This window comes from Flavobacterium sp. CG_9.1, assembly GCF_015751645.1.
GTDB classification, from domain to species: Bacteria; Bacteroidota; Bacteroidia; order Flavobacteriales; family Flavobacteriaceae; genus Flavobacterium; species Flavobacterium xanthum.
The window spans coordinates 22,096-45,300 of the sequence record NZ_JADOVC010000004.1; the positions used below are offsets into that span (position 1 = coordinate 22,096).

A 23,205-nucleotide genomic window follows, 5' to 3' on the forward strand; every position below is an offset into this window, starting at 1 on the left:
ATACTATGAAAAAAAACGATCCGTACGCTGCCCTTCGTTATAAAGAATTCAATATTTTTTTATTATTGCGTTTCGCGATGGTTTTTGGCTGGTCGATGCAATTTATCGTTATTGAATGGGAAGTGTACAGCTTGACCAAAAATCCATTATCACTAGGAATGATAGGATTAATGGAAGTCGTTCCGGCTATATCGATGGCGCTATTTGCCGGACATATTGTCGATCAAAAAGAGAAAAAAGGATTGCTATTCAAATGTATTTTAGGATTTTCAATAATCAGTTTGGGATTGTTTTTATTTACGTGGCCGCCTTTTATAAAAGATTTCTCTACCAAAACTATTTTATATTCTATTTACTTTTTTGTGTTTTTAGGAGGATTGGTTCGTGCTTTTCTTGGACCTACTATATTTTCACTTTTGGCATTGATTGTTCCTAAAAAAATATATCCAAATGCTGCCACTTGGAGTAGTTCTGTTTGGCAAATAAGTTCAGTTTTAGGACCTGCGGTAGCTGGTTTTTCGATTAATTGGATTGGAGTTCATTGGTCAATGTCTGTTGTTTTAGTATGTTCTCTTCTTGCTTTAACTGCCTTAACCCAAATTGCGACAAAGCCCATTTTGAATCCAAAAATTGGTGAGCCTATAATGGAAAGTTTGAAAGAAGGTGTGAAATTTGTTTTCTACAATAAAACGATTCTTGGGGCTTTATCATTGGATATGATAGCGGTTCTTTTTGGCGGAGCTGTTGCGTTACTGCCTATATTTGCACAAGATATTTTGAAGGTGGGACCAGAAGGATTTGGTGTTTTGAGAGCCGCTCCGGCTGTTGGTGCTTTTTTGATGCTGATTATTTCCGCTTACATTCCTTTTACTAAAAATGCTGGCATGAAACTCCTATCAGCCATTTTTGCGTTTGGAATTTGCATTATCGTTTTCGGACTTTCTTCTATTTTTTGGTTGTCGGTGGCAGCATTATTTTTTAGTGGCGTGTTTGATGGAATATCGGTGGTCATACGCCAAACTATTTTGCAACTAAAAACTCCTGATCACATGCGCGGCAGAGTGGCAGCAGTGAATTCTATATTTGTTGGTTCCTCGAATGAGTTGGGCGCTTTTGAAAGTGGCTTAACGGCAAAACTGATGGGGACGGTTAGTGCAGTGGTTTTTGGCGGAAGCATGACATTGCTAACTGTGATTCTTACTGGTGCGCTATCGCCTACGTTTAGAAAGCTGGATTTACAAAAAGAGGTAGAGGAACATGAAAAGAGCGAGTAAATGCGATTCCAGCGAAAGCTATGCAGTACTTGGAGACACAAATTTATAAAAAATTTACTTTTTTCTTTTTTATGCCTTTTTTATATTTTATTATTTAGAACAAATATAAATAATGCTTATATTTGTTTCAAAATAAATTAGACATGCAAGAAATAAAACAGATCTATCATAACAATTTAGGAACAGCGTTTTACTGGAGAAAAGAAAATGATATCGTCCTAGATAAAGTTCAGCTCGTTTTTAGAGAAACGGGATTCTATTTTACAAAGCAGGAACTGCAACTATTTAAGCGTTGCATCGAAGACAGCTACCAGCAAAACAGCTTTTGCGACGATTGTGAACTGAAAAACAAATGCCACAAATTTTTATTAAAAACACCTTGTCTTCAAATTGATTTAGCGGTTTCCATGGAAGAACTTAATGCAGTAAAAGACTTGATTGAAGGCACCTTGTTTAAAATAAATTTAGATGATTATTTGTACGGCGAAGGGATGAATTAGGAATCGTACTTTTTGATTTCAAAATTATCACCATCAAAAACACCATAGGTAAAATACGTAATCCAGTCCCCTAGATTCACATACTCGGCATTTTCTCCCACAGTAACTTTCATAGGTAAATGACGGTGACCAAAAATAAGGTAATTGTAATGCTTGGTTTCTAGCTTTCTTTTGGAATAAAGGATGAGCCATTCGTTGTCTTCGCCAAGAAAAGTCACATCTTCATCGCCAGAAATCAATTTGTTTTTCACCGAAAGGTATTGTGCTAGTTTCACGCCGATGTCCGGATGAATCCATCTAAAAAGCCATTTAAAAAACGGATTGGTAAATACCTTTTTCATGCGCTTGTATCCTAAATCACCAGGACCTTTGCCGTCTCCGTGGCCAATAAGGAACGTTTTGTCGCCAAAAACATATTCTTGATTGTCATGAAATACTGGTATGTTCAATTCTTTCTGGAAGTAATCTTCCATCCATAAATCGTGATTTCCTACAAAGAAATAAATGGGAATTCCACTGTCTCGGATTTCAGCAAGTTTGCCTAGAACGCGAATAAAACCTTTGGGGACTACGGTTTTATATTCGAACCAAAAATCAAATAAATCGCCCAATAAAAATATAACTTCGGCATCTTTTTTAACTTCGTCAAGCCAAGCCACGAACTTTTGCTCTCGAGGAAAACTCAACTCTGGTGTTGGTGCACCAAAATGCTGATCAGAAGCGAAATATATTTTTTTGTTATTAGGTAATTGCATGAAGTTACAGTATGGATTTCATATTATCACTAGCAAACCACTCTGCAAAAGAAGATTCGGTTTCTTGTAGTTTTAAGGAAAAAAGAGTGATCCCTTCGGGTAATCGGCTGATAATTCTATGGGAGAAATCTACTACCATATTTTCGCTTGTGGGTTGGTAATCTACTAAGATAACATGATGTCCACGATTTATTAGTTCGTTTGCCAACTCAATGTGGGGCGTGGTGCCATTGAACACAGTGGCATGGTCAAATTGATCTACAATTTCTTCTTTTACAATCTTCTTTAAATCCGTGAAGTCAATTACCATTCCATATTTTACATTGGAACGATCTGTTATTGGAGATCCAATTACGGTTACTGATAATTTATAACTATGTCCGTGAACATTTTTACATTTGCCGTCATAACCATATAAGGCGTGTCCAGTTTCGAAACTAAATTGTTTTGTAATTCTGATATTGCTCATTAGATTTTAATTTTGATGCAAATTTAGTAAATAATTAAAGTTCTTTGTCTCTTTTTTTTGCACTAGTATACATCCAATAGGCTAGACCAATTAAAACAACGAAAGGAATAAAAGATCCAATAATAATACCTATTTGGTAACTATTGTCTGTAGCATTTTTTAATTTTTCTTCAATATTTACTTGTTGCACAAGCGTTAGGATTGTCATGATAAATTATTTTTTGAATTGTGATAATGCTTTTTTAGTAAAATCAGACAACACTAGTCTTCCAGAAATTGCAGCGCGTTCCACCAAAAGTGCTTCCCAATCTTGGGTTCCATCCCACAACACGTTCTTCATTTCGATTAAAGCATCTGGGTTATAACTGGACAATTTAGCACTGAAATTAGTAATGGCAATGTCAAGAGCCTCAATAGATTCAAAAGTACTAGCATATAATCCTTTGTCGACGGCCCAATCTGCTGATTTCCATTCTTCTGCTGCCAAAGTCATTTCGGACATAGCTGTCTTTCCAATTTTTCTTGAAACTACAGGTTCTATGACAAAGGGACCAATACCAATTGCTAATTCAGACAGTTTTATTGAAGCATTTTTTGTAGCCAAAGTATAATCGCAAGCACAAGCAATTCCTACGCCGCCTCCCACTGCCTTTCCTTGAATACGGCCAACAACAAGTTTAGAACAAGATCGAATAGCATTGATTAAATGGGCAAATCCAGAAAAAAATTGGGTTCCCTCTCCTTCGTCAGAAACCGCCAAAAGTTCGTCAAAGGAGGCTCCCGCACAAAAAGCTCCTGTACCTTCACTTTGAATCACAATGACTGTAATAGTGGGGTTAGCACTTAAATTATGAAATTCGGCTGTGAGTCTGTCCAGTAATTCTCTTGGAAAAGAATTACTTGCTGGATGACCAAAAGTTACCGTTGCAATTTTATTATCGAATGTTGTGAAGAGCGAGCCTATTGGGTTTTCTGATACCATGCTGGGGATTTTGATGTAAAGTTAGAAAAAGTAACGGAGCATTTGACTTTTTTTCAACCAGAATAGATTTGTATTTTTGAAATTTGCATTTTGAGAAATTTATATGCTATATTTGCGGTCAAATTCGGGGGATTAGCTCATTTGGCTAGAGTGCTTGCCTGGCAGGCAAGAGGTGACCGGTTCGAATCCGGTATTCTCCACAATATAAAACCGTAAATCTAATTAGTAAAGATTTACGGTTTTTTTATTTAAGTTAATGACTTAAGAACCTCTGCATGAGCAGTACTTTGATGGAGCTATTTTGATCAGATAAATCAAAAAAGGCTGTCTCAGAATAAATAGAGACAGCCTTTTTGTTTGTGCAGTAAACAGTGCCTTTACTTAAAAGAATCCAACTGGCTCTTTATCGTAAGAGATCAACATGTTTTTCACAACACGGTAATGATCTAAAGCCATTTTGTGGTTTTCACGACCAAATCCGGATTCTTTAACTCCACCAAACGGAGCGTGCGCAGGATAGGTATTGTATTGGTTTACCCAAACTCTACCCGCTTGAATAGCACGTGGAACTTGGAATAATTCGTGCGCATCACGAGACCAAACACCTGCACCTAAGCCGTAAGGAGTGTCGTTTGCGATTGCAATTGCCTCTTCGGTAGTTTTAAATGTTGTCAAAGCTACAACTGGTCCAAAAATTTCTTCTTGGAATACACGCATGTTGTTTGTTCCTTTTAATACTGTTGGTTGTACATAGTATCCTCCAGCAAGATCACCTTCATAATTACCCGCTTCTCCTCCAGCTAATACAACTGCACCTTCTTCTTTACCAATGTTGATATAGTTGACGATTTTATCGCATTGTGCTTTTGAAACTTGAGATCCGATCATTGTTTCTGGATCTAGTGGATTTCCTGCTTTAATTAGTTTTAAACGCGCTTGCATTCTTTCAATGAAAAGATCAGCAATACTTTCGTGAACTAAAATACGGGAGGGAGTCGTACAAATTTCTCCTTGGTTTAAGGCAAACATTAATGCGCCTTCAATCGCTTTACTAAAGAACTGATCATCTTGAGCGGCTACAGATGGGAAAAAAATATTTGGAGATTTTCCACCTAATTCCATAGTTACTGGAATAATATTTTCGGCTGCATTATGATACACTTTACGACCTGTTTCAGTAGATCCAGTAAATGAAAGTTTAGCAATACGTTTTGAAGTCGCTAAAGCTTGACCTGCTTCTGAACCAAAACCAGTTACAATGTTTAAGACTCCTGCAGGTAAAATATCACCTATCAATTCCATCAACATCATTACACTTGTAGGAGTTTGTTCCGCCGGTTTAACAACTGCAGTACAACCTGCTGCTAAAGCTGGAGCAATTTTCCAAGCCAACATTAACATTGGAAAATTCCAAGGAATAATTTCACCTACAACACCGATAGGTTCATGCAAAACGATACTTAAGGTATTTTTATCATGCTCTGAAACGCTTCCTTCGTCTGCACGGATAACACCTGCAAAATAGCGAAAGTGATCAATACAATAAGGGATATCAGCCGCACGTGCTTCACGGATTGGTTTACCGTTATCTATAGTTTCTAAAGTCGCTAAGTATTCGAGATTATCTTCCATTACTTGCGCAATTTTTAACAACATATTGCTACGCTCTGTTACTGAAGTGGTACTCCAAGAAGGAAACGCTTTATGCGCTGCATCCAAAGCAAGGTCGATATCTTCTTGAGTTGAACGAGCAGCTTGAGTAAACACTTTTCCATCAACTGGAGAAGGATTGTCAAAATACTGCCCTTTTACTGGAGCAACAAATTTACCGTCAATAAAATTATCATATCTTTCTTTGAAAACAGGTTTAGTTACATTTGCCATTTTTTAGTATTTAAATTATCTAGGTGTAATTATTTTTTTAAAAACGCTTTGTTTTAATTACACTACAAATGTACGGTGGAGGTAAGCGTAACAGGTTATTGATACGGTTCAAAAACTTATGAAAAAAGCTCAATTTTTATTTTAAAATCGCGACACGGCAATAAAAATAGATATAAATTCTTGTTTATTAGATTTTTATGATTTTAAATGATTTTAATAAATTTCCTTTGGACTAATTCCGAACTTGTTTTTAAAAGCGATACTAAAGTTGGAGAGATTATTATAACCTACCTCCAAATAAATATCGGAGGGCTTAAGTAGTCCTTCATGCAACAAGTCTTTCGCTCTTTGCAAGCGCTTATCTTGCAGCCATTTGCCTGGCGCCTCATTGTATTCTAAAGTAAAATGACGTTTGAAAGTAGACAAACTCATGTTGCACAAAAAAGCAATTTCTTCCAGTTTTAGGTTCGAATGCACATTGCTTTCCACCACTTTTTTAAAGGGAGAAACTTCTTTGGAGATTAAGGAATACAAATAGAATTCGAATTTTTGTTCATATTTGTATAATAGATACAGCATAATTTCTTCAAATTTTACGAGAAGCAACTGTTCTGTATAATCAGAGGGTGCCGTATTTAAAACCGATAGAGAATTTAAGAAAGTTATGATGTAGTCATCATTTTCAATTACGAAATAAGGAATTTCGTCTCGATGAGGAGAACCACTTTTAGTGTGTTTTTGTAGAAATTCAATCAGCTTTTCCTCGGAAAAAAAGAAGAGCTTGCAGTAATAAATAGCTTCCGTGTCCAATAATTCGGTCCAAAGCCAATTTCCTTTTTTAAGAAGCAAAGACTGTTTACTATTTACAGCAATTGACGTATCCGCAAAGTGAACCTGTTTTTTACCCACCTGCAAAAAACTAAACATGTTCATACTTAAATTGACCTTGCTTTTTACAACATCATTGGTCATTTTAAAATCATAAACCAATAGATCACCACTAACTTCCTGGTCTTGACTATAAATCTCGGGTATGTTTGCTATTGGCATTTGATATTTCTCAAAAGGATTATTATACTATATTAACCTGTATTTTGCTAAATACTGAAACTTATTACCGACTACTTCTCTTCATTCTATTGCTACACGAAAAGAAACTCCGCTGTAGCAACTTTCAGTTCCGAAAAATCATGACAAAATACCACCCAATTAAATAACAAGTAGTACTATAAAATAATGCGAGAATTACAATCTCTTACGACAGTTTTTCTTCTTGTTTTAAAGCTAGAGGAGTTACCATAAATGGCAGTTTTTAATACGTTTTAATATTCAATTTTACCAACTTGACGCATTACACGAACAATTTTATCTTTTCGTCGGTTGATGTAGGAGGAAGAACTAGTTGCCGCATATTTTCGTGGATTGGGTAAAATTGCTGCAATTCCTGCTGCCTGCATCGGTGTTAAACTGGAAGCTCCTTTGCGATACCAATGTTCTGCAGCCGCTTGCGCTCCATACACCCCATTTCCCATTTCGATACTGTTCAAGTACACTTCCATAATACGTTCTTTACCCCAAATGATTTCGATCAAAACAGTGAAATAAGCCTCAAGACCTTTTCTCAAATAGCTTCGGCCTTGCCAAAGAAATACATTCTTAGCGGTTTGTTGCGATATGGTACTTCCTCCTTTTATTCTTCGCCCACGTTCGTTGCTTTTGTACGCTTTTTGCATCGCAATAAAATCAAAGCCATTGTGCTTCAAGAAAGTCCCATCTTCACTGGCGATTACGGCTTTTTGAAGGTTCATGGAAATATTTTCAATTGGTTCCCAGTCGTGGCTAAAAAAAACTTCTTTTCCCGCAACCTTATTTTCAATTGCCCGAATCACCATTAATGGCGTAAACAAAACTGGAACAAATTTAAAAAACACGACAAAAAATAAAGAAAGTCCAAAGAACCATAACAAGACTTTGAATAAAAAACGGGTTAGTTTACTCATAAAAGAAGTAGGTTCTTTTTTAACGGGTTGTCTTGATTTTTTTGCTGTTATTTTTGTTGCCATTATACTAAATCTGCTAATTCTGTTCCAATTAAACTACCTATTGCCACGCCCATTCCACCCAATCGCACACCACAATATACCGTATCAGATAGTTGTGAAACAATGGGGTTTTTACTGTTGCCAATACCCATGATTCCACTCCAACGGTGTGCAATTTGGAAATCCTGATTCGGCAAAATTACTTCTTTTAATAACTGTTCCAATTTTTTTTGGACGATTTCTGTTTGTCCAAATGCGGTCGTGTTTTCCGTCTCAAAATCTAGGTTTCTTCCTCCACCCAATAAAATCCGATCCCCAATATTTCTAAAATAATAATACCCTCGATCCAAATGAAATGTTCCACGTATATCTAAATTTTTAATGGGCTCTGTGATTAAAACCTGCGCTCTTGCTGGCTTAACTGCACCATTAGTTAATTCATTTGCAAAGCCATTCGTCGCAAAAAGTATTTTCTTGGAAGTGTAACTAAAATCCCCCAGCGCGACTTCAACACTATTGCCTTTATCTAAATAAGAGGTAACTGCTTGTTGGTTTAAAATTAAAATATTTTCAGCAACTGCTTGTTTTAACAACGCCTGCATCATATTTCCAGTATCAATCTGGGCTTCAAATGGATTGAAAACTAAATATTCTTGTACTCCGTTGAATCCAAAACGATCGATTTCCTTAGCAAAAACAGCCGCTTTGAAAAGGGGTCTTAAAATTTCATTGATAAAGGGTAATTTTCGAAGACAATCTTCGTAACTACTTTCATCATCTTTTAAAAATAACTCATATCCGCCATACGGCTTAAAATCTATACTGTCATCACCAAGCTTTTTCCGCAGCAATTGAAAACCTTTCCATCGTTTCTGAACCAGATTAACCACTTCCTCCTCCGCATGGGATTTTAAGTCATCCATAATTTCCGACAGACTTCCAAAACAAGCGAATCCGGCATTTTTAGTACTCGCACCTTGTGGCAACATTCCTTTTTCCAAGACTAGGATTTTGCTGTCCGGGAATCTTTCGCGCAAGCGTAACGCAGCGTGTAGACCAACAATTCCGCTTCCTACGATAGTATAATCTACATCCGTAAACCAGTTTTTCAACTCCCAATAGCTCAAATTCATATTCAAATATTTTTCATAAAAATAATAATTTTTTGGAGCTAATCCCGCTATCCGTTGCAATCTTTTATTTTTTAAAGAAAAAAATAAAAGGATTTTCACTGCTATCGGGGCTACAAAGCAAGTGTTAAAAACAAAAAAACATTAGATTAAATTGGTTAATTTTATCGCTCGTAAAAAATCAATTACTAAAATGAAAAAAATACTATTTATACCCTTATTAATGATGAGTTTAACCGCTATGGCACAAAATGTAATGACACCAGAGCTGCTTTGGAAACTAGGAAGAGTGACTCCATTAGGCATTTCAAAGGATGGAAAAAATGTAGTTTATAAAGTAACCACCCCATCTGTTGCGGCAAATAAATCAGAAACTAAGTTTTACGCTTTACCTGTAATTGGAGGCAACCCAACCGAGGTAAAAGATACTAAAGACCTACTCAAGGATAAAAACACTTCACCTGACGGGAAATATCTTGTTTACAATGAAGAGGTGAAAATAGAAAAAGTTTTAGGAAAAGATTTCTATCCAGAACTAGATAAATCAGATGTTCAAATCTATGATGGATTGAATTACCGCCATTGGGACACTTGGAATGAAGGGAAATTCAATCATGTTTTTTACAAAGAAAACAAAGACGCTGCCGTGGGAATTGACATTCTAAAGGGAGAAAATTTTGACAGTCCACAAAAACCGTTTGGTGGAGACGAAGATTATATTTGGACACCAGACAGCAAGAGTATCCTTTATGTAAGCAAGAAAAAAGCAGGAACCGATTATGCAGTTTCTACAAACACCAATATCTTCGAATACAATCTGGAAACTGGGAAAACCATCAATAGAACCGAGGAAAACTTAGGATATGACACTGCTCCACAATTTTCTCCAACAGGGAATTTGACTTGGTTGCAAATGAAACGCGACGGTTTCGAAGCGGACAAAAACGACCTGATGGTGAGTTTCAAAGGAATAAAGATGAATTTAACGGCTAATTGGGACGGAACCGTAGATAATTTTATGTGGAGCGCTGATGGAAAAAAAGTATATTTTGTAGCGCCAATTGAGGGTACAAAACAGTTATTTGAAGTTAATTTCCCAGGTGTAACTAAAATTATGATCACTGTTAGCCAAATCACTACTGGCGATTTTGACGTTAATGATTTAGTTGGTTTTTCAGATAATAACATCATTGTAACGAAAACCGACATGAATCATGCGGCGGAAATTTTTTCTTATGATCTAAAGAAAAATTCTTGGAAACAACTTTCTAATGTCAACACTGCAACGTATAATTCTTTGGCATTAAGCAAAACAGAAAAACGCTACGTAACGACAACCGACGGTAAAAAAATGTTGGTTTGGGTGGTTCTTCCGCCAAATTTTGATGCTACAAAAAAATATCCAACCCTTTTATATTGTCAAGGTGGACCACAATCTGCCTTAACACAATTTTATTCCTACCGATGGAATTTACAATTGATGGCCGCTAATGGGTATATTGTTGTAGCTCCAAACCGTCGCGGAATGCCAGGTCATGGTGTGGAATGGAACGAGCAAATTAGCAAAGACTGGGGCGGACAAGTAATGGATGATTACCTTTCAGCAATTGATGCAGTGGCGAAAGAAAAATATGTTGACACAAGTCGTTTGGGCTGCATAGGCGCTAGTTACGGTGGATATTCTGTTTTCTATCTAGCCGGAATTCACAACAACCGTTTCAAAACCTTTATTGCCCATGATGGCGTATTTAATACTCAAAGTATGTTTGGGACAACCGAAGAAGTTTTCTTTAGCAACTGGGATTTTGGTGGAGCATATTGGGAAAAAGACAATGCTGTAGCTCAAAAAACATACACGACATTCAATCCAATGACTTTAGTGGAAAAATGGAATAAACCTATTTTAATTATACAAGGCGGCAAAGATTTTCGGGTGCCAATAGGACAAGGACAAGAAGCTTTCCAAGCAGCTCAATTGCGTGGCTTAAAAAGCCGATTTTTGTATTTTCCAGAAGAAAATCACTGGGTGTTAAAACCACAAAACGCTCAAGTTTGGCAAGGTGAATTTTTCAAATGGCTGAAAGAGACCTTGTAACAGCTGTTTTACGAAAACTTTAAACCGCACTTTCTAGTGCGGTTTTTTTGTAGAAATAACACTTTTTTGAATATCTTAACTTTAAAGCCTACTCTTATTTTTATCTTTGAAACATGGAAAATAAAAAAAGTTACATTCCGATAAAAGTTTTCATAAGCTACCTAGTTCTGGTGCTTCTTTTTGGAAGTGTCGCTTGGTTTTTATATTCTGAAAACAAAAGCTTTTCTAAAAACGAAAACCGATTTACGGAGAAAAACAGTTCTATTCTGAAGGTAAGTAATGTATTGTCCGATTTGTACGAAACGGAAAGCATGGCCCGAATCGCCATTCAGTCAGAATCTGAAAAATATTTCAAAGATTATGTAGCAAAGACTATAATACTGAAAGTTAACATTGATTCCTTGAAAGCAGTAGTTTCTACTCCATACCAAATCAAATTACTGGATAGCGTACAGGTTTTATTATCCAAAAAAATTCAGAATATTCAGCAACTTAAAGCTATAAAAAATAAAACCGAAGATGAAGCCGCAGTCAGCAATGCCATCTCCGATTTAACTAAAATGGAGTCTTCAATGCGGAAACTTCAATTAGAAGACTTTGTAAAAAGCCCTGCAATGATGGGCAATTATGAGCGGAACGTACTCCAGAAATATGTTGCCTATTTAAATCAAAATATCCCGGACGACAGCACTAACACATTAAGTAAAAAATCCTCTGATTCTATTTTATCGGTTTCAAAAATCTTGCTGAATCAAGTACAAAAAGAGACTGCAAATAAGAAAAAGTTATTGAATCTTGAAGAAAATAAATTACTTCAAAATGAACTTTCAATCTCGGATCAATTGAGGAAAGTCCTTGGAATTATAGAGAGAGAAATTATTTTAAACACAACCCAGAACTATTTAGGACGAGAAGAATCTTTAAAAAAAACCAATCAAATTGTTACTACCGCAGCGATAATTGGATTACTACTGACATTGTTTTTTCTGATTTTAATTTTGAATGACTTTTCTAAAACGCAATCATACAAGAAACAATTAGAGGCTGCTAGTTTGAAAGCTAGAAAATTACTAACTAGCAGGGAACAACTTATTTCGACAGTAAGCCATGATTTAAAAACACCATTAAGCACTATTATTGGCTACACAGAACTGCTAAGCAATTCAGATTTAAACACCAAGCAACTGTATTTTACTAAAAACATCCAGGGATCCTCCGATTATATCTCCAAGCTGGTACAAGACTTGTTGGATTTTACTCAAATTGAAGCAGGTAAAATTACCATTGAAAAAATTCCTTTTTCTTTACCTGATATTATAAATGAAGTCGGCAACAGCATTCAATCCGTTTATCCGCAAAAACCAATACAGCTACTCCTTGATATAGACCCAGCTTTGCAGCAAAGAATTGTTGGTGATCCTTTTCGACTGAGACAAATTTTATCTAATATCATAGGAAATGCATTTAAATTCACGGAAAAAGGATTCATAAAAGTTGAAGCCAAAGCAAATTTTGAAACCAATACAATAACTATCCAAATTGAAGATTCAGGAATTGGTATTGCAGAAAAAAATCAGCAAATGATTTTTGAAGAATTTACACAAGCTGATGATAAGATAGAAAAAAAATACGGTGGAACTGGCTTAGGACTTACCATATCCAAAAAAATGACAACAATCCTAGGCGGATCGTTAAGAGTAAAAAGTGCATTGGGAAAAGGAAGTATTTTTGAAATCCAAATTCCATTGTGCCATGACAACACCTTATTAGAGAAAAATCCTCTTTTTGATACCTCAAAAAAGAAGCTCATTGCCATTATTATTGATGATGATCAAAGTTTGTTACAGCTAACAACTGAAGTCCTAAGACAGCATCATTATAGTGTTTTCCCATTTAACAATGCCCCTGAAGCACTTATTTGGATAGAAAATAATGCCTTTGACTTCGTTATTACTGATATTCAAATGCCCGATATGGACGGTTTCATCTTTATAAAAGAATTACAAAACACACTTAAATTAAATTATAAGAACCAAGCAGTAATTGCAGTAACCGGACGACAGGATTTAAGTTTAGAAGACTATAAAAAAGCAGGATTCGCAACCGTTATCCGAAAACCCTTTTCACCAAAAGTCATGCTAAAAACTATAAACGCCATTTTTAACAAGAGCGAGATTCCTATCATTCCATCTAAAAATAAAAATTCTAAAAATGGCGATAAACTGTATTCACTAAAAGCACTAAAAGCATTTTTACCAAATGAAAAGGAAGCTTTAAAAGAAGTTTTAAAAGTATTTATGACTAGCTCAAGAGAGAATTTAGAGTTGTTAGAGCAAGCCACGTTAAATAACAATTATATCCAAGTTAAAAATATTGCTCATAAAATGAATCCGATGTTTAAGCAAATAGAAGCTTTCGATGTCAGCAATATTTTAGATCAATTAGAACTAAAAGACATGGAGTCACCAGAAATCAATGGTGCAGTTCGAGAGATAAAAAATAAAATAGCAGTTCTTTTTATACGGTTGGAAAAGGAAATAAATTAACTAATACCATATAATTTTAATTTATTATACAAAGTTTTTCGGTTGATTTTGAGCAATTTTGCAGCCTCCGTTTTATTGTTATTGGTTTTATGTAAAGTCTCTAAGATTGTTTCTTTTTCATTTTCCGATAACGAAAATACCGTAGTTTTTTTCTCTTCATTTAGAAAAAACTCTACGGGTAATACTGCTTTTTCAATGAAATCCCCTTGTGACAATAACGTGGCTCTTTTGATACAGTTTTGAAGTTCCCTAAGGTTTCCAGGCCATTTGTAATTTTGAAAAATAGCCATCACTTCAGGAGAAAATCCGATAATATTTTTATCCAATTCCAAATTTGATTTTTCCAGAAAAAAATCGGAAAAGAGCATCAAATCCTCTTCTCTTTCCACTAATGATGGAGAATGAATGGAGAATTCATTAATTCTATGGTATAGATCTTCCCTAAAATCACCTTTTTTAACTGCTTCCCGCAAATCTTCATTTGTTGCGGTAATAATCCGGATATCTACCTCTATTTCTTTATTACTACCAACGGGTTTGATTTTTCTTTCTTGCAGGGCACGTAAAAGCTGGATTTGATTCTCATAAGAGAGATTGCCTATTTCATCCAGAAAAATAGTTCCTCCATTAGCTGCTTCAAAGAAACCAATTTTATCTTGTATCGCTCCTGTAAAAGAACCTTTTATATGACCAAAGAACTCACTTGCAGCCAATTATTTTGGAATCGAACCACAGTCAACCGCAATGAAATTAGTATTTTTTCTGGAACTATTTTCGTGAATGCTTTTAGCGATGACTTCTTTTCCGGTCCCACTTTCACCAATAATCAAAACAGACATAGTAGTTGGACTGACTAATTGGATGTGTTCCGCAAGCTTTAGAGAAGCTTTAGAGATACCTTTTACAAATTTATTTGGATTGATTTTAACCCCTTTCTTTTCGCTTTTTACAATGGAGCTCGTTTTAAGTGGTCCTTTATCATCCGCTATTTGTAAAGCATTATTAATAACCAGTAAGACTTCTTCTGGGTTAAAAGGTTTTGATATATAATCTGCCGCACCGTTTTTTATAGCTTTAACGGCTGTACTCACATCAGCATACCCTGTCATTAAAAGTATAGGGATAGTAGGGTGAGTCATTTTGATTTCGGACATCAGTGTAATTCCGTCGTAATCAGGAAGTCTTAAATCTGTAATAATGAGATCAAATTCAGTACTTTTTAGGTTAGATTTTGCTTCCGCAGCAGAAAATGCCGTGGTAACGTCAAAGGTTTTTTTTATTAGAAATTTTTCTAATAACTTACAAAATGCCACGTCATCCTCAATCAATAAAATTTTAGCCATCACATTTTAACTTTAATGCTAAAATAAAATTATTTAAATTATATTCTCCTAATTTTTTGCAAAAAAAAGAGAGATTGTCAAAAACAATCCCTCTTTTTAAAAAATAAAAAAATTCCCCAATTATTTATTTATCCAGTTCCCTTCAGCATCCGCGTAAACAGTAGCTTTCTGGTCTCCAACTGTAATCTCTAATTTGTATTCTTTCTTTTCATTAATGTATGCTTTTCCTAAAATTGCTCCTGGATGGGCCGTTTCAAGAGCTGCTTTCACAGCATCAGGAACAGTCTCTACTTCAACATATCGTTCTTGAACAGGTACCGATTGATTTTGTGTATTTTGCAATGGAACTGTTACCGCATACGTAGATAAACTTCCCAAAATTAGGGCTGCTGATAAAATTAATTTTTTCATGGTGCTTGTATTTTACTATGGTATTATTTTAAAATCTATTTTTGAATCCATTTCCCGCTTTCATCAGCAAAAATATTGCCTTTCTTGTCGCCTATTGTGACATCCAGTTTATATTCTTTTTTTGCATTGATGTAGGCTTTATCTAAAATTGCATTAGGATAGGACCCTTTCAACGCATCCATAATCGCTACTGGAACTTCCTCTAATTTAACTTCGGTATATTCTTCTTGAGTAGTTGCTGTTTTAACTACTTGGATTGTATTTGGAACTATTGCTGCATAAGTTGACATACTTCCTAAAACGATTGCTGCTGATAAGATTAACTTTTTCATAATATTTGTTTTATTGTTATTTTTTATTGCTTATTTCTGAATCCATTTCCCGCTCTCATCGGCAAACAAATTCCCTTTTTTTCCATCAATGGTAACTTCTAATTTATACTCTTTGGCTGCATTGACGTACGCTTTGTCTAAAATTGCATTTGGATAGGCTCCTTTTAATGCCTCCATAATTGCCGCAGGAACTTCCTCTAATTTAACTTCAATATATTCTTCTTGAATGGTAGTTGTTTGTACTACTCCAACTGTAGTGGGTACTGTGATTGCGTAAGTAGATACACTTCCTAAAATAATGGCTGCGGATAAGATTAACTTTTTCATAATGTATGTTTTATAGATTGTTCATTTGTTATTGTTGTTAATGGTAATAGAATAATCGTACCACTTTTACAACACAACCCAGCATCTTCGTAAATGACTTAAAAACAATATTTTATGAAAATATCCAAACTTTGTAAACGGGGCAATTGGGGAATTTTGTGAGTACCCTGTGTATTATTTACACACCTTGCTGCTTGTTCTGAAAAAATTCGATCCAAAAAAAAACCTTGCATCGCTGCAAGGTTTTAAAAATATAAGTTTAGTTTATTTATTCTGGATCATTCATTTTGAAAGTATCCATAAATGCAGTTGTATAATCACCCGCAATATAACGCGGATCATCCATTAGCTGTCTGTGAAAAGGAATAGTTGTTTTGATCCCCTCGATAACAAATTCATCTAAAGCTCTTCTCATTTTGCTAATTGCTTCCTCACGAGTTTGCGCAGTTGTAATCAATTTAGCAATCATAGAATCATAATTAGGAGGAATCGTATATCCTGAATACACGTGCGTATCTAAACGAACACCGTGCCCTCCTGGCATGTGAAGCGTAGTGATTTTCCCTGGAGATGGACGAAAATCATTATAAGGATCTTCCGCATTGATACGGCATTCTATCGCATGCAATTGTGGTAGGTAATTCTTTCCTGATATCGCTACGCCAGCAGCAACAAGAATTTGTTCACGAATTAAATCATAATCAATAACTTGTTCTGTAATAGGGTGCTCTACTTGAATACGAGTATTCATCTCCATAAAGTAGAAATTACGATGTTTATCTACTAAGAACTCAACCGTTCCTGCACCTTCATACTTGATATATTCTGCTGCTTTTACAGCTGCAGCACCCATTTCAGCCCGCAATTTATCGGTCATAAATGGCGAAGGTGTTTCTTCAGTCAATTTTTGGTGACGCCTCTGCACGGAACAGTCTCGCTCAGAAAGGTGACATGCTTTTCCATAAGAATCGCCTATAACCTGAATTTCAATGTGGCGAGGCTCTTCAATTAATTTTTCCAAGTACATTCCGTCATTACCAAAAGCAGCTGCAGATTCTTGACGTGCACCTTCCCAGGCTTTTAATAAATCTTCCTCTTTCCAAACGGCACGCATTCCTTTTCCACCACCACCAGCAGTAGCTTTAAGCATTACTGGATAACCAAAATCTCTTGATAATTGCAAGGCCTGGTCATACGATTCTAAAATTCCCACTGAACCTGGTACACAAGGAACACCTGCTTCAATCATTGTCGATTTTGCAGAGGCTTTGTCTCCCATTCTATCAATCATCTCAGGAGAAGCTCCAATGAATTTGATACCATGTTCTTGACAAATTTTTGAAAACTTCGAATTTTCAGAAAGGAATCCATACCCCGGATGTATTGCATCTGCATTTGTAATTTCAGCAGCTGCAATTATGTTTGACATCTTTAAATAGGACAAGTTGCTTGGAGGCGGCCCAATACAAACTGCTTCGTCAGCAAACTTTACATGTAAACTTTCAGCATCAGCAGTAGAATAAACGGCTACCGTTTTAATACCCATCTCCTTGCAAGTTCTAATTACGCGTAACGCAATTTCCCCTCTATTTGCAATTAATATTTTTTTAAACATCTTCTTTTATATTTTAAATTTAAAATTCCAATAGCCAAAATTCAATTTAGAACTGAAATTTTGGCTATTGGAATTTAAAAATATTATGATGGATCTACTAGGAATAATGGTTGGTCAAATTCAACTGGTGACATATCGTCCACTAAAATTTTTACAATTTTACCAGAAATTTCAGATTCGATTTCGTTAAATAATTTCATCGCTTCGATTACACAAAGAACATCCCCTTTAGAAATAGTTTTACCTACTTCCACAAACATTGGTTTATCTGGAGATGGTTTTCTATAAAAAGTTCCAATAATTGGAGATTTTATAGTGATATAATGCGAATTTTCAACTACTGGAGCCTCAGGGACAGAGGCTACAGGTGCCATTTGTGGTGCAGCTGCTACTTGCTGAGGTGCAGCTTGAGCAGGCATTTGTTGCACATAAGTGGTCTCTGTTACATTTCCTTCCAAAGTTGTTCTGATAGTGATTTTGACATCATCCATTTCCAACTTAACTTCTGCAACTCCTGAATTTGCTACAAACTTGATTAGATTTTGAATTTCTTTTAAATCCATAATTATTTGTTTTTAGTTTAAATTTATTTTTTGTCGTATGCCCATTTTAGATAAATAGATCCCCAAGTGAATCCACCTCCAAAAGCAGCCAAAATTATAACATCACCTTTTTTGAATAAATGTTCAAAATCACTTAGCACTAATGGCAAAGTAGCCGAAGTCGTGTTTCCGTATTTTTCTATATTCATTAGCACCTTAGAATCTTCGAGGTTCATTCTGTTGGCCGTAGCATCAATAATACGTTTATTGGCCTGATGAGGAACTAACCAATCTACATCTTCATTGGTCAAATTATTTCTTTTGAGAATTAATTCGCTTGAATCCGCCATATTAGTAACCGCATACTTAAAAACAGTTTTCCCATCTTGGATAATATTGTGTTTATTATCTTTTACCGTTTGAAGAGTCGTTGGATTAAGAGAACCACCTGCATCAATTTTCAAAAAATCTCTGCCTATTCCATCACTACGAAGGTATTCATCTTGCAACCCTAATCCTTCATAATTAGGTTCAAATAATACTGCACCGGCACCATCCCCAAAAATAATGCAGGTCGAACGATCCGTATAATCTACGATAGAGGACATTTTATCTGCGCCTATCAATAGCACTTTTTTATATCTTCCTGATTCGATGTAAGCTGCTGCTGTTGACATGCCAAATAAGAAGCTGGAACAAGCTGCCTGCAAATCATATGCAAAAGCATTTGTGGCTCCAATTTGTGTGGCCACATATACGCCCGTTGCCGCTACTGGCATATCTGGTGTTGCAGTTGCCATTATCAATAAATCTATTTCCAAAGGATCAATATTGGCTTTAGCCAATAAATCTTGCGCAGCTTTTACAGCCAAAAAAGAAGTTCCTTTATCCTCATCTTTGAGAATCCTTCTTTCTTTAATTCCTGTGCGAGAGGTAATCCATTCGTCATTGGTATCCACCATAGTTTCAAGAGCTTTGTTCGTTAGCACAAAGTCGGGAACATAGGCTCCAACAGCGGTTATTGCGGCTGTGATTGTATTCATTGTATGCATTTATTTCTAGTCAAATGTTGCCATTTGAAATTTTTTAAAAGACTTGAAAATTACAAAAAAAATTCCATTCTCTTTGATTTGGAACTTCTTATTTAACGAAAATTACAAACAACAAAAAAACTCTCACGATGTGAGAGTTCGAATATCATTTCCAAAATGTATTAAGCAACAGCTACAGATTTATCTATAACAACTTGCCCTCTGTAGTACATTTTACCTTCATGCCAATACGCTCTGTGGTATAAATGCGCTTCTCCAGTGATAGGACAAGTAGCGATTTGTGCTACAGTTGCTTTGTAATGTGTTCTTCTTTTATCTCTTCTTGTTTTGGAGATTTTTCTCTTAGGATGCGCCATTTTACTATATTATTTATCCGTTAATAGTTGCTTTAATTTGTCCCAACGTGGGTCTATATTTTCTTCTTCTTTATTCTCTTCTTTTTCTTCCTTTACTATTAGCTCATTGAGCTTAGTCAGGGCTTCCGTTTTTAAACTTCCGTCTTTTATGCCCGGATGAACGCGTCTTAGAGGAACTGACAATACAATCATTTCATAAATATATTGCGCAACATCCATCTCAAATTCACCATGTGGCAGAATCAACAACTCCTCATTTTCATTGTTAAATTCCTCTCCAAAACGAACGATTAACTTCATTTCACCTTTAATTGGCAAATCAAAATCTTCGCTTGTGAGATCACAAGGTACATTTACAACACCTTTATGTTTAAAACTCAATTCTAACAGCGTACATTTTTTCTCTAAAACTACATTTACTTTGATTTTTGAATCTTGATATTCATTATAATCAAAGATTTCAAAGAACGCATTACTGACTTGATATTCAAAATGATGTTTCCCTAGCTTTAATCCTATGAAAGGAATTAAATATTCTTTTGTGTTCTTCATTTCAACAACAATTTGCCCCTAAACTTCGGGAGTGCAAAGATATAAAATTATTGCAAATCTAATAATGTTATTCACTTTTTTTTGTTCACAACTGCTTTTCTTTTGTTTTCAGTGGTTTTTTACTGATTTCGGCATGTTGATTACGTGAATGATAAATATCTATTGCTAGATATACCGCTTCTTTAAACGAGTTAAAATCAGCTATTCCCTTACCCGCTATATCATAGGCCGTACCGTGATCCGGCGACGTTCTAACCTTGCTTAAACCAGCAGTATAATTTACCCCTTTACCAAAAGATAATGTCTTAAAAGGAATCAACCCTTGGTCGTGGTACGTTGCTATCACGGCGTCGTATTTTTCGTATTGGTTACTCCCAAAAAAACCATCTGCGGCAAAAGGCCCAAAAACTAAAGTTCCTTTATCAAATATTTTTTTTAAAGCAGGTTTAAGTATCAAATCATCCTCCGTACCAATGACGCCGCCATCGCCGCAATGAGGGTTTAAGCCTAACACTGCAATTTTAGGTTTATTTATACTGAAATCCTGAATCAATGATTGTTTAATGGTTTCAATCTTTTTTCTAATCAATTCCTCCGTAAGATGAGAGGCCACTTCGCTTAAAGGAATATGATCCGTCAACAATCCTACCCTTAACGTATCCTGAACCATCAACATAAGAGCATTACCTTCTAGTTCTTGATCCAAATAATCCGTATGTCCTGGAAACTTAAATTCGTCTGATTGAATATTGTATTTATTTATGGGTGCCGTTACTAACACATCAACAAGTCCTTCTTTCAGCGCTTTAGTTGCAGCTACAAATGATTTTATAGCATACTCCCCAGCTTTTGGATCGCTTTTACCAAGATTCAAATCCAATCCTTCTCTCCACAGATTTAAAACATTTATCTTCCCTGGAACAATTTGATCTAATCTATCAATACCATGCAGTAAAGAGGTCGATTGAAAACTTTTTTTCACAAAGGACAACAGCTTAACGTTTGCAAAAATTACAGGCGTACACAACTCTAACATACGAGCATCCTCAAATGTTTTTAAAACAACTTCGCTTCCAATACCGTTTAAATCTCCAATAGAAATTCCTACGATTATATTTTCTGCTTTTTTCATCATGACATACCGTTATTTATTGCTAATTTTGAAGTGCAAATTTAGTAAAATAAAACAAGAAATGTTTACAGGAATCATAGAAACCCTTGGAACCATCCAAGAAATAAAAAAAGAGAACAGCAATCTGCACATCACGATTAATTCATCTATAACCGCTGAGCTAAAAATTGACCAAAGTGTCGCTCATAATGGCGTGTGCCTTACGGTTGTCGCCCTAACAGACAACTCCTACACTGTAACGGCGATTGATGAAACCATAAAAAAAACAAACTTAATAAATTGGAAAATTGGAGACTTAGTCAATCTGGAAAGAGCCATGAAACTAGGCGATCGACTTGACGGACATATCGTTCAAGGCCACGTGGATCAAATTGGCACTTGCACAACAGCAGCGGAAACAAATGGAAGCTGGCTTTATACCTTTGAATACGACGAAAACCTGCACAACATAACAATTGAAAAGGGCTCAATAACCGTAAATGGGGTGAGCTTAACCGTCGTAAACTCCAAGAAAAATGAATTTAGCGTAGCTATTATTCCCTATACTTACGAACATACTAATTTCAAGAACTTTGAAGTAGGCACAAAAATAAACCTTGAATTTGACGTTATCGGTAAATATGTTTCCCGATTGTACGCTAACAAATAACAAGCACCTACTACCCAAAAAAAAACTCCAACTTTACATTGGAGTTTTTTGTTTTAGTTCAAAACTGTAAATGATGTAAATTCCCATAAACAAAGCAATCAACACCAGTATAAAAATATTCTCATCAATAGCTAATCCAGGGGGCGGAGGCGGCCTTCTTCTTCCTACGGGGCTAGGTGGATTTGCACTGCCAGCAAACGCATTAAAAATGCCTAGCACTAAAATCATTAAAATAAAAAAAACGCTCTTTAAAAATTTCATAAAATTAATAAAATAAAAAAAATCATTCTTAAAGTGTAATTTGCAGAAAGATATAATTTCTTGTAAAATAAGCACATAGTTTTAACAAAACCAACAACACACTCGAGAAAAGAACATTTTTAGACAAAAAACATACTTAAAGTTGTTATAAACAAAAAAAATCTTTCAAAAAATTGAAAGATTTTTTTTATTGTGGTCCCACCTGGGCTCGAACCAGGGACCACCTGATTATGAGTCAGGTGCTCTAACCAGCTGAGCTATAGGACCGGTTTAGAGTTTGCAATATTACTACTATTTTTGGTTTGCTCCAAATATTTTTAGAAATAGATTTACTTATTCTTTTCTTAAAACTATTTAATTTACACAAAACACCTGAAAATTAGAATACTGCTCGTTCTAAATATCTGAAATTATTTTATTTCTTGACACAATTCTATCAAGACTCCGTTAGTGCTTTTAGGATGTAAAAACGCAACTAACTTGTTATCAGCTCCTTTTTTAGGAACGTCATTAAGGACAACAAATCCCTCTTCTTTCAAGCGGGTAATCTCTGCTGTAATGTCCTCAACATCAAATGCAATGTGATGAATTCCTTCTCCTTTTTTCTCTAAAAATTTAGCGATCGGACTTTCAGGCGTGGTTGCAGCCAAAAGCTCAATTTTATTAGGCCCATTCCTGAAGAAAGAAGTGGTTACACCTTCACTTTCAACTGCTTCAAACTTATAGGCAGGAGCACCAAAGAGTTTTTCAAATACTAAATTAGACACTTCTAAATCCTTGACCGCAATCCCTATGTGTTCTATTTTTCTCATTATTTATGTTTTGAACGTTTTGGCACTTTAAGTTTAAAAAATGCAAAACCACTACAATTTATAGTTCTGAATGTTTAATGCTGTAAATTTAAACATTATCTATATAAAACAAGAGGCTTATGCGGTAAGTTGCACAAAATCCTT

24 protein-coding genes, 2 tRNA genes and 1 pseudogene are annotated in these 23,205 nt (G+C 35.4%); 6 read left to right on the plus strand and 21 right to left on the minus strand.

The annotated features are described in order from the left end of the window. Nucleotides 1–5 precede the first annotated feature (5 nt). The gene (locus IWX83_RS03155; protein ID WP_196827584.1) at nucleotides 6–1,274 is read left to right on the plus strand and encodes an MFS transporter; all 1,269 of its coding nucleotides are present in this window, start codon (nucleotides 6–8) and stop codon (nucleotides 1,272–1,274) included. Nucleotides 1,275–1,417: 143 nt separating this feature from the next. Continuing rightward, nucleotides 1,418–1,774 (plus strand): hypothetical protein, encoded by a 357-nt coding sequence (locus IWX83_RS03160; RefSeq protein WP_196827586.1) that lies wholly within the window; start codon nucleotides 1,418–1,420, stop codon nucleotides 1,772–1,774. On the opposite strand, the gene IWX83_RS03165 is transcribed toward IWX83_RS03160, so the two are convergent. From IWX83_RS03165 to IWX83_RS03180, 4 genes are read right to left on the minus strand one after another with little or no spacing between them, the layout of a single operon-like run. Continuing rightward, nucleotides 1,771–2,529 carry a UDP-2,3-diacylglucosamine diphosphatase gene (locus tag IWX83_RS03165; RefSeq protein ID WP_196827588.1) on the minus strand — a complete coding sequence of 253 codons (759 nt, stop codon included), beginning with the start codon at nucleotides 2,527–2,529 and terminating at the stop codon, nucleotides 1,771–1,773. The two genes, IWX83_RS03160 and IWX83_RS03165, sit on opposite strands and share 4 nt — an antisense overlap. Before the next feature lie 4 nt (nucleotides 2,530–2,533). Next, the gene (locus IWX83_RS03170; RefSeq protein WP_073355536.1) at nucleotides 2,534–2,998 is read right to left on the minus strand and encodes a 6-carboxytetrahydropterin synthase; all 465 of its coding nucleotides are present in this window, start codon (nucleotides 2,996–2,998) and stop codon (nucleotides 2,534–2,536) included. A 34-nt stretch (nucleotides 2,999–3,032) separates the two neighbouring features. Then, complete coding sequence (locus IWX83_RS03175; protein WP_169807426.1) at nucleotides 3,033–3,206, minus strand: hypothetical protein; 174 nt, start codon at nucleotides 3,204–3,206, stop codon at nucleotides 3,033–3,035. Nucleotides 3,207–3,212: 6 nt separating this feature from the next. Then, on the minus strand, nucleotides 3,213–3,980 hold the full coding sequence (locus IWX83_RS03180) for an enoyl-CoA hydratase/isomerase family protein (protein WP_196827590.1): 768 nt from the start codon (nucleotides 3,978–3,980) through the stop codon (nucleotides 3,213–3,215). Between the two features lie 126 nt (nucleotides 3,981–4,106). Between IWX83_RS03180 and IWX83_RS03185 the strand changes: the two genes are divergently transcribed. Beyond that, nucleotides 4,107–4,180 (plus strand) — tRNA-Ala (locus IWX83_RS03185). A 181-nt stretch (nucleotides 4,181–4,361) separates the two neighbouring features. On the opposite strand, the gene IWX83_RS03190 is transcribed toward IWX83_RS03185, so the two are convergent. From IWX83_RS03190 to IWX83_RS03205, 4 genes are all read right to left on the minus strand, one after another. Continuing rightward, nucleotides 4,362–5,864, minus strand: a complete 1,503-nt coding sequence (locus IWX83_RS03190) for an aldehyde dehydrogenase family protein (protein WP_196827592.1) — start codon at nucleotides 5,862–5,864, stop codon at nucleotides 4,362–4,364. Between the two features lie 213 nt (nucleotides 5,865–6,077). Further along, nucleotides 6,078–6,914: an AraC family transcriptional regulator gene (locus tag IWX83_RS03195; protein WP_073355546.1), complete on the minus strand. Its 837-nt coding sequence runs from the start codon at nucleotides 6,912–6,914 to the stop codon at nucleotides 6,078–6,080. Nucleotides 6,915–7,186: 272 nt separating this feature from the next. Next, nucleotides 7,187–7,927 carry a monofunctional biosynthetic peptidoglycan transglycosylase gene (gene mtgA / locus IWX83_RS03200; RefSeq protein ID WP_196827594.1) on the minus strand — a complete coding sequence of 247 codons (741 nt, stop codon included), beginning with the start codon at nucleotides 7,925–7,927 and terminating at the stop codon, nucleotides 7,187–7,189. Further along, the gene (locus IWX83_RS03205; RefSeq protein WP_196827596.1) at nucleotides 7,927–9,039 is read right to left on the minus strand and encodes an FAD-binding oxidoreductase; all 1,113 of its coding nucleotides are present in this window, start codon (nucleotides 9,037–9,039) and stop codon (nucleotides 7,927–7,929) included. The genes mtgA and IWX83_RS03205 overlap by 1 nt, the downstream gene beginning before the upstream one ends. 190 nt (nucleotides 9,040–9,229) lie before the next feature. Here IWX83_RS03205 and IWX83_RS03210 point away from each other — a divergent pair, with 190 nt between their 5' ends. Both IWX83_RS03210 and IWX83_RS03215 read left to right on the plus strand, forming a co-directional pair. Further along, a complete protein-coding gene (locus tag IWX83_RS03210) occupies nucleotides 9,230–11,131 on the plus strand; it encodes a S9 family peptidase (RefSeq protein WP_196827598.1) in 1,902 nt (633 codons plus the stop codon). A 113-nt stretch (nucleotides 11,132–11,244) separates the two neighbouring features. Further along, complete coding sequence (locus tag IWX83_RS03215) at nucleotides 11,245–13,677, plus strand: ATP-binding protein (RefSeq protein WP_196827600.1); 2,433 nt, start codon at nucleotides 11,245–11,247, stop codon at nucleotides 13,675–13,677. Here IWX83_RS03215 and IWX83_RS03220 read toward each other — a convergent pair. The 10 genes and pseudogenes from IWX83_RS03220 to pdxA all read right to left on the minus strand — a co-directional run bounded on the left by IWX83_RS03220 (nucleotide 13,674) and on the right by pdxA (nucleotide 21,342). After that, nucleotides 13,674–15,020 (minus strand): annotated as a pseudogene (locus IWX83_RS03220) (sigma-54-dependent transcriptional regulator). The gene IWX83_RS03215 and the pseudogene IWX83_RS03220 overlap by 4 nt on opposite strands. Before the next feature lie 120 nt (nucleotides 15,021–15,140). Continuing rightward, entirely contained in the window at nucleotides 15,141–15,431 is a 291-nt protein-coding gene (locus IWX83_RS03225; protein WP_196827602.1) for a hypothetical protein, read from the minus strand. A gap of 35 nt (nucleotides 15,432–15,466) precedes the next feature. Next, the gene (locus IWX83_RS03230; RefSeq protein WP_196827604.1) at nucleotides 15,467–15,763 is read right to left on the minus strand and encodes a hypothetical protein; all 297 of its coding nucleotides are present in this window, start codon (nucleotides 15,761–15,763) and stop codon (nucleotides 15,467–15,469) included. Between the two features lie 30 nt (nucleotides 15,764–15,793). Beyond that, on the minus strand, nucleotides 15,794–16,090 hold the full coding sequence (locus IWX83_RS03235) for a hypothetical protein (RefSeq protein WP_196827606.1): 297 nt from the start codon (nucleotides 16,088–16,090) through the stop codon (nucleotides 15,794–15,796). A 268-nt stretch (nucleotides 16,091–16,358) separates the two neighbouring features. Further along, nucleotides 16,359–17,705: an acetyl-CoA carboxylase biotin carboxylase subunit gene (gene accC, locus IWX83_RS03240; RefSeq protein ID WP_073355552.1), complete on the minus strand. Its 1,347-nt coding sequence runs from the start codon at nucleotides 17,703–17,705 to the stop codon at nucleotides 16,359–16,361. Nucleotides 17,706–17,788: 83 nt separating this feature from the next. Next, nucleotides 17,789–18,268, minus strand: a complete 480-nt coding sequence (gene accB / locus IWX83_RS03245) for an acetyl-CoA carboxylase biotin carboxyl carrier protein (protein ID WP_196827608.1) — start codon at nucleotides 18,266–18,268, stop codon at nucleotides 17,789–17,791. Between the two features lie 23 nt (nucleotides 18,269–18,291). Then, nucleotides 18,292–19,290 (minus strand): beta-ketoacyl-ACP synthase III, encoded by a 999-nt coding sequence (locus tag IWX83_RS03250; RefSeq protein ID WP_073355557.1) that lies wholly within the window; start codon nucleotides 19,288–19,290, stop codon nucleotides 18,292–18,294. A 170-nt stretch (nucleotides 19,291–19,460) separates the two neighbouring features. Further along, a complete protein-coding gene (rpmF, locus tag IWX83_RS03255; RefSeq protein WP_007137315.1) occupies nucleotides 19,461–19,655 on the minus strand; it encodes a 50S ribosomal protein L32 in 195 nt (64 codons plus the stop codon). 9 nt (nucleotides 19,656–19,664) lie between these two features. Continuing rightward, entirely contained in the window at nucleotides 19,665–20,207 is a 543-nt protein-coding gene (locus IWX83_RS03260; RefSeq protein ID WP_196827610.1) for a DUF177 domain-containing protein, read from the minus strand. Nucleotides 20,208–20,292: 85 nt separating this feature from the next. Next, complete coding sequence (gene pdxA, locus IWX83_RS03265) at nucleotides 20,293–21,342, minus strand: 4-hydroxythreonine-4-phosphate dehydrogenase PdxA (RefSeq protein ID WP_073355560.1); 1,050 nt, start codon at nucleotides 21,340–21,342, stop codon at nucleotides 20,293–20,295. A 58-nt stretch (nucleotides 21,343–21,400) separates the two neighbouring features. Here pdxA and IWX83_RS03270 point away from each other — a divergent pair, with 58 nt between their 5' ends. Then, nucleotides 21,401–21,988 (plus strand): riboflavin synthase, encoded by a 588-nt coding sequence (locus tag IWX83_RS03270; protein WP_196827612.1) that lies wholly within the window; start codon nucleotides 21,401–21,403, stop codon nucleotides 21,986–21,988. A 33-nt stretch (nucleotides 21,989–22,021) separates the two neighbouring features. On the opposite strand, the gene IWX83_RS03275 is transcribed toward IWX83_RS03270, so the two are convergent. From IWX83_RS03275 to mce, 3 genes are all read right to left on the minus strand, one after another. Continuing rightward, the gene (locus tag IWX83_RS03275; RefSeq protein WP_073355561.1) at nucleotides 22,022–22,249 is read right to left on the minus strand and encodes a hypothetical protein; all 228 of its coding nucleotides are present in this window, start codon (nucleotides 22,247–22,249) and stop codon (nucleotides 22,022–22,024) included. Between the two features lie 193 nt (nucleotides 22,250–22,442). Beyond that, a tRNA-Ile gene (locus IWX83_RS03280) sits at nucleotides 22,443–22,516 on the minus strand. Between the two features lie 143 nt (nucleotides 22,517–22,659). Next, nucleotides 22,660–23,061: a methylmalonyl-CoA epimerase gene (gene mce, locus IWX83_RS03285; RefSeq protein WP_196827614.1), complete on the minus strand. Its 402-nt coding sequence runs from the start codon at nucleotides 23,059–23,061 to the stop codon at nucleotides 22,660–22,662. Nucleotides 23,062–23,205 lie beyond the last annotated feature (144 nt).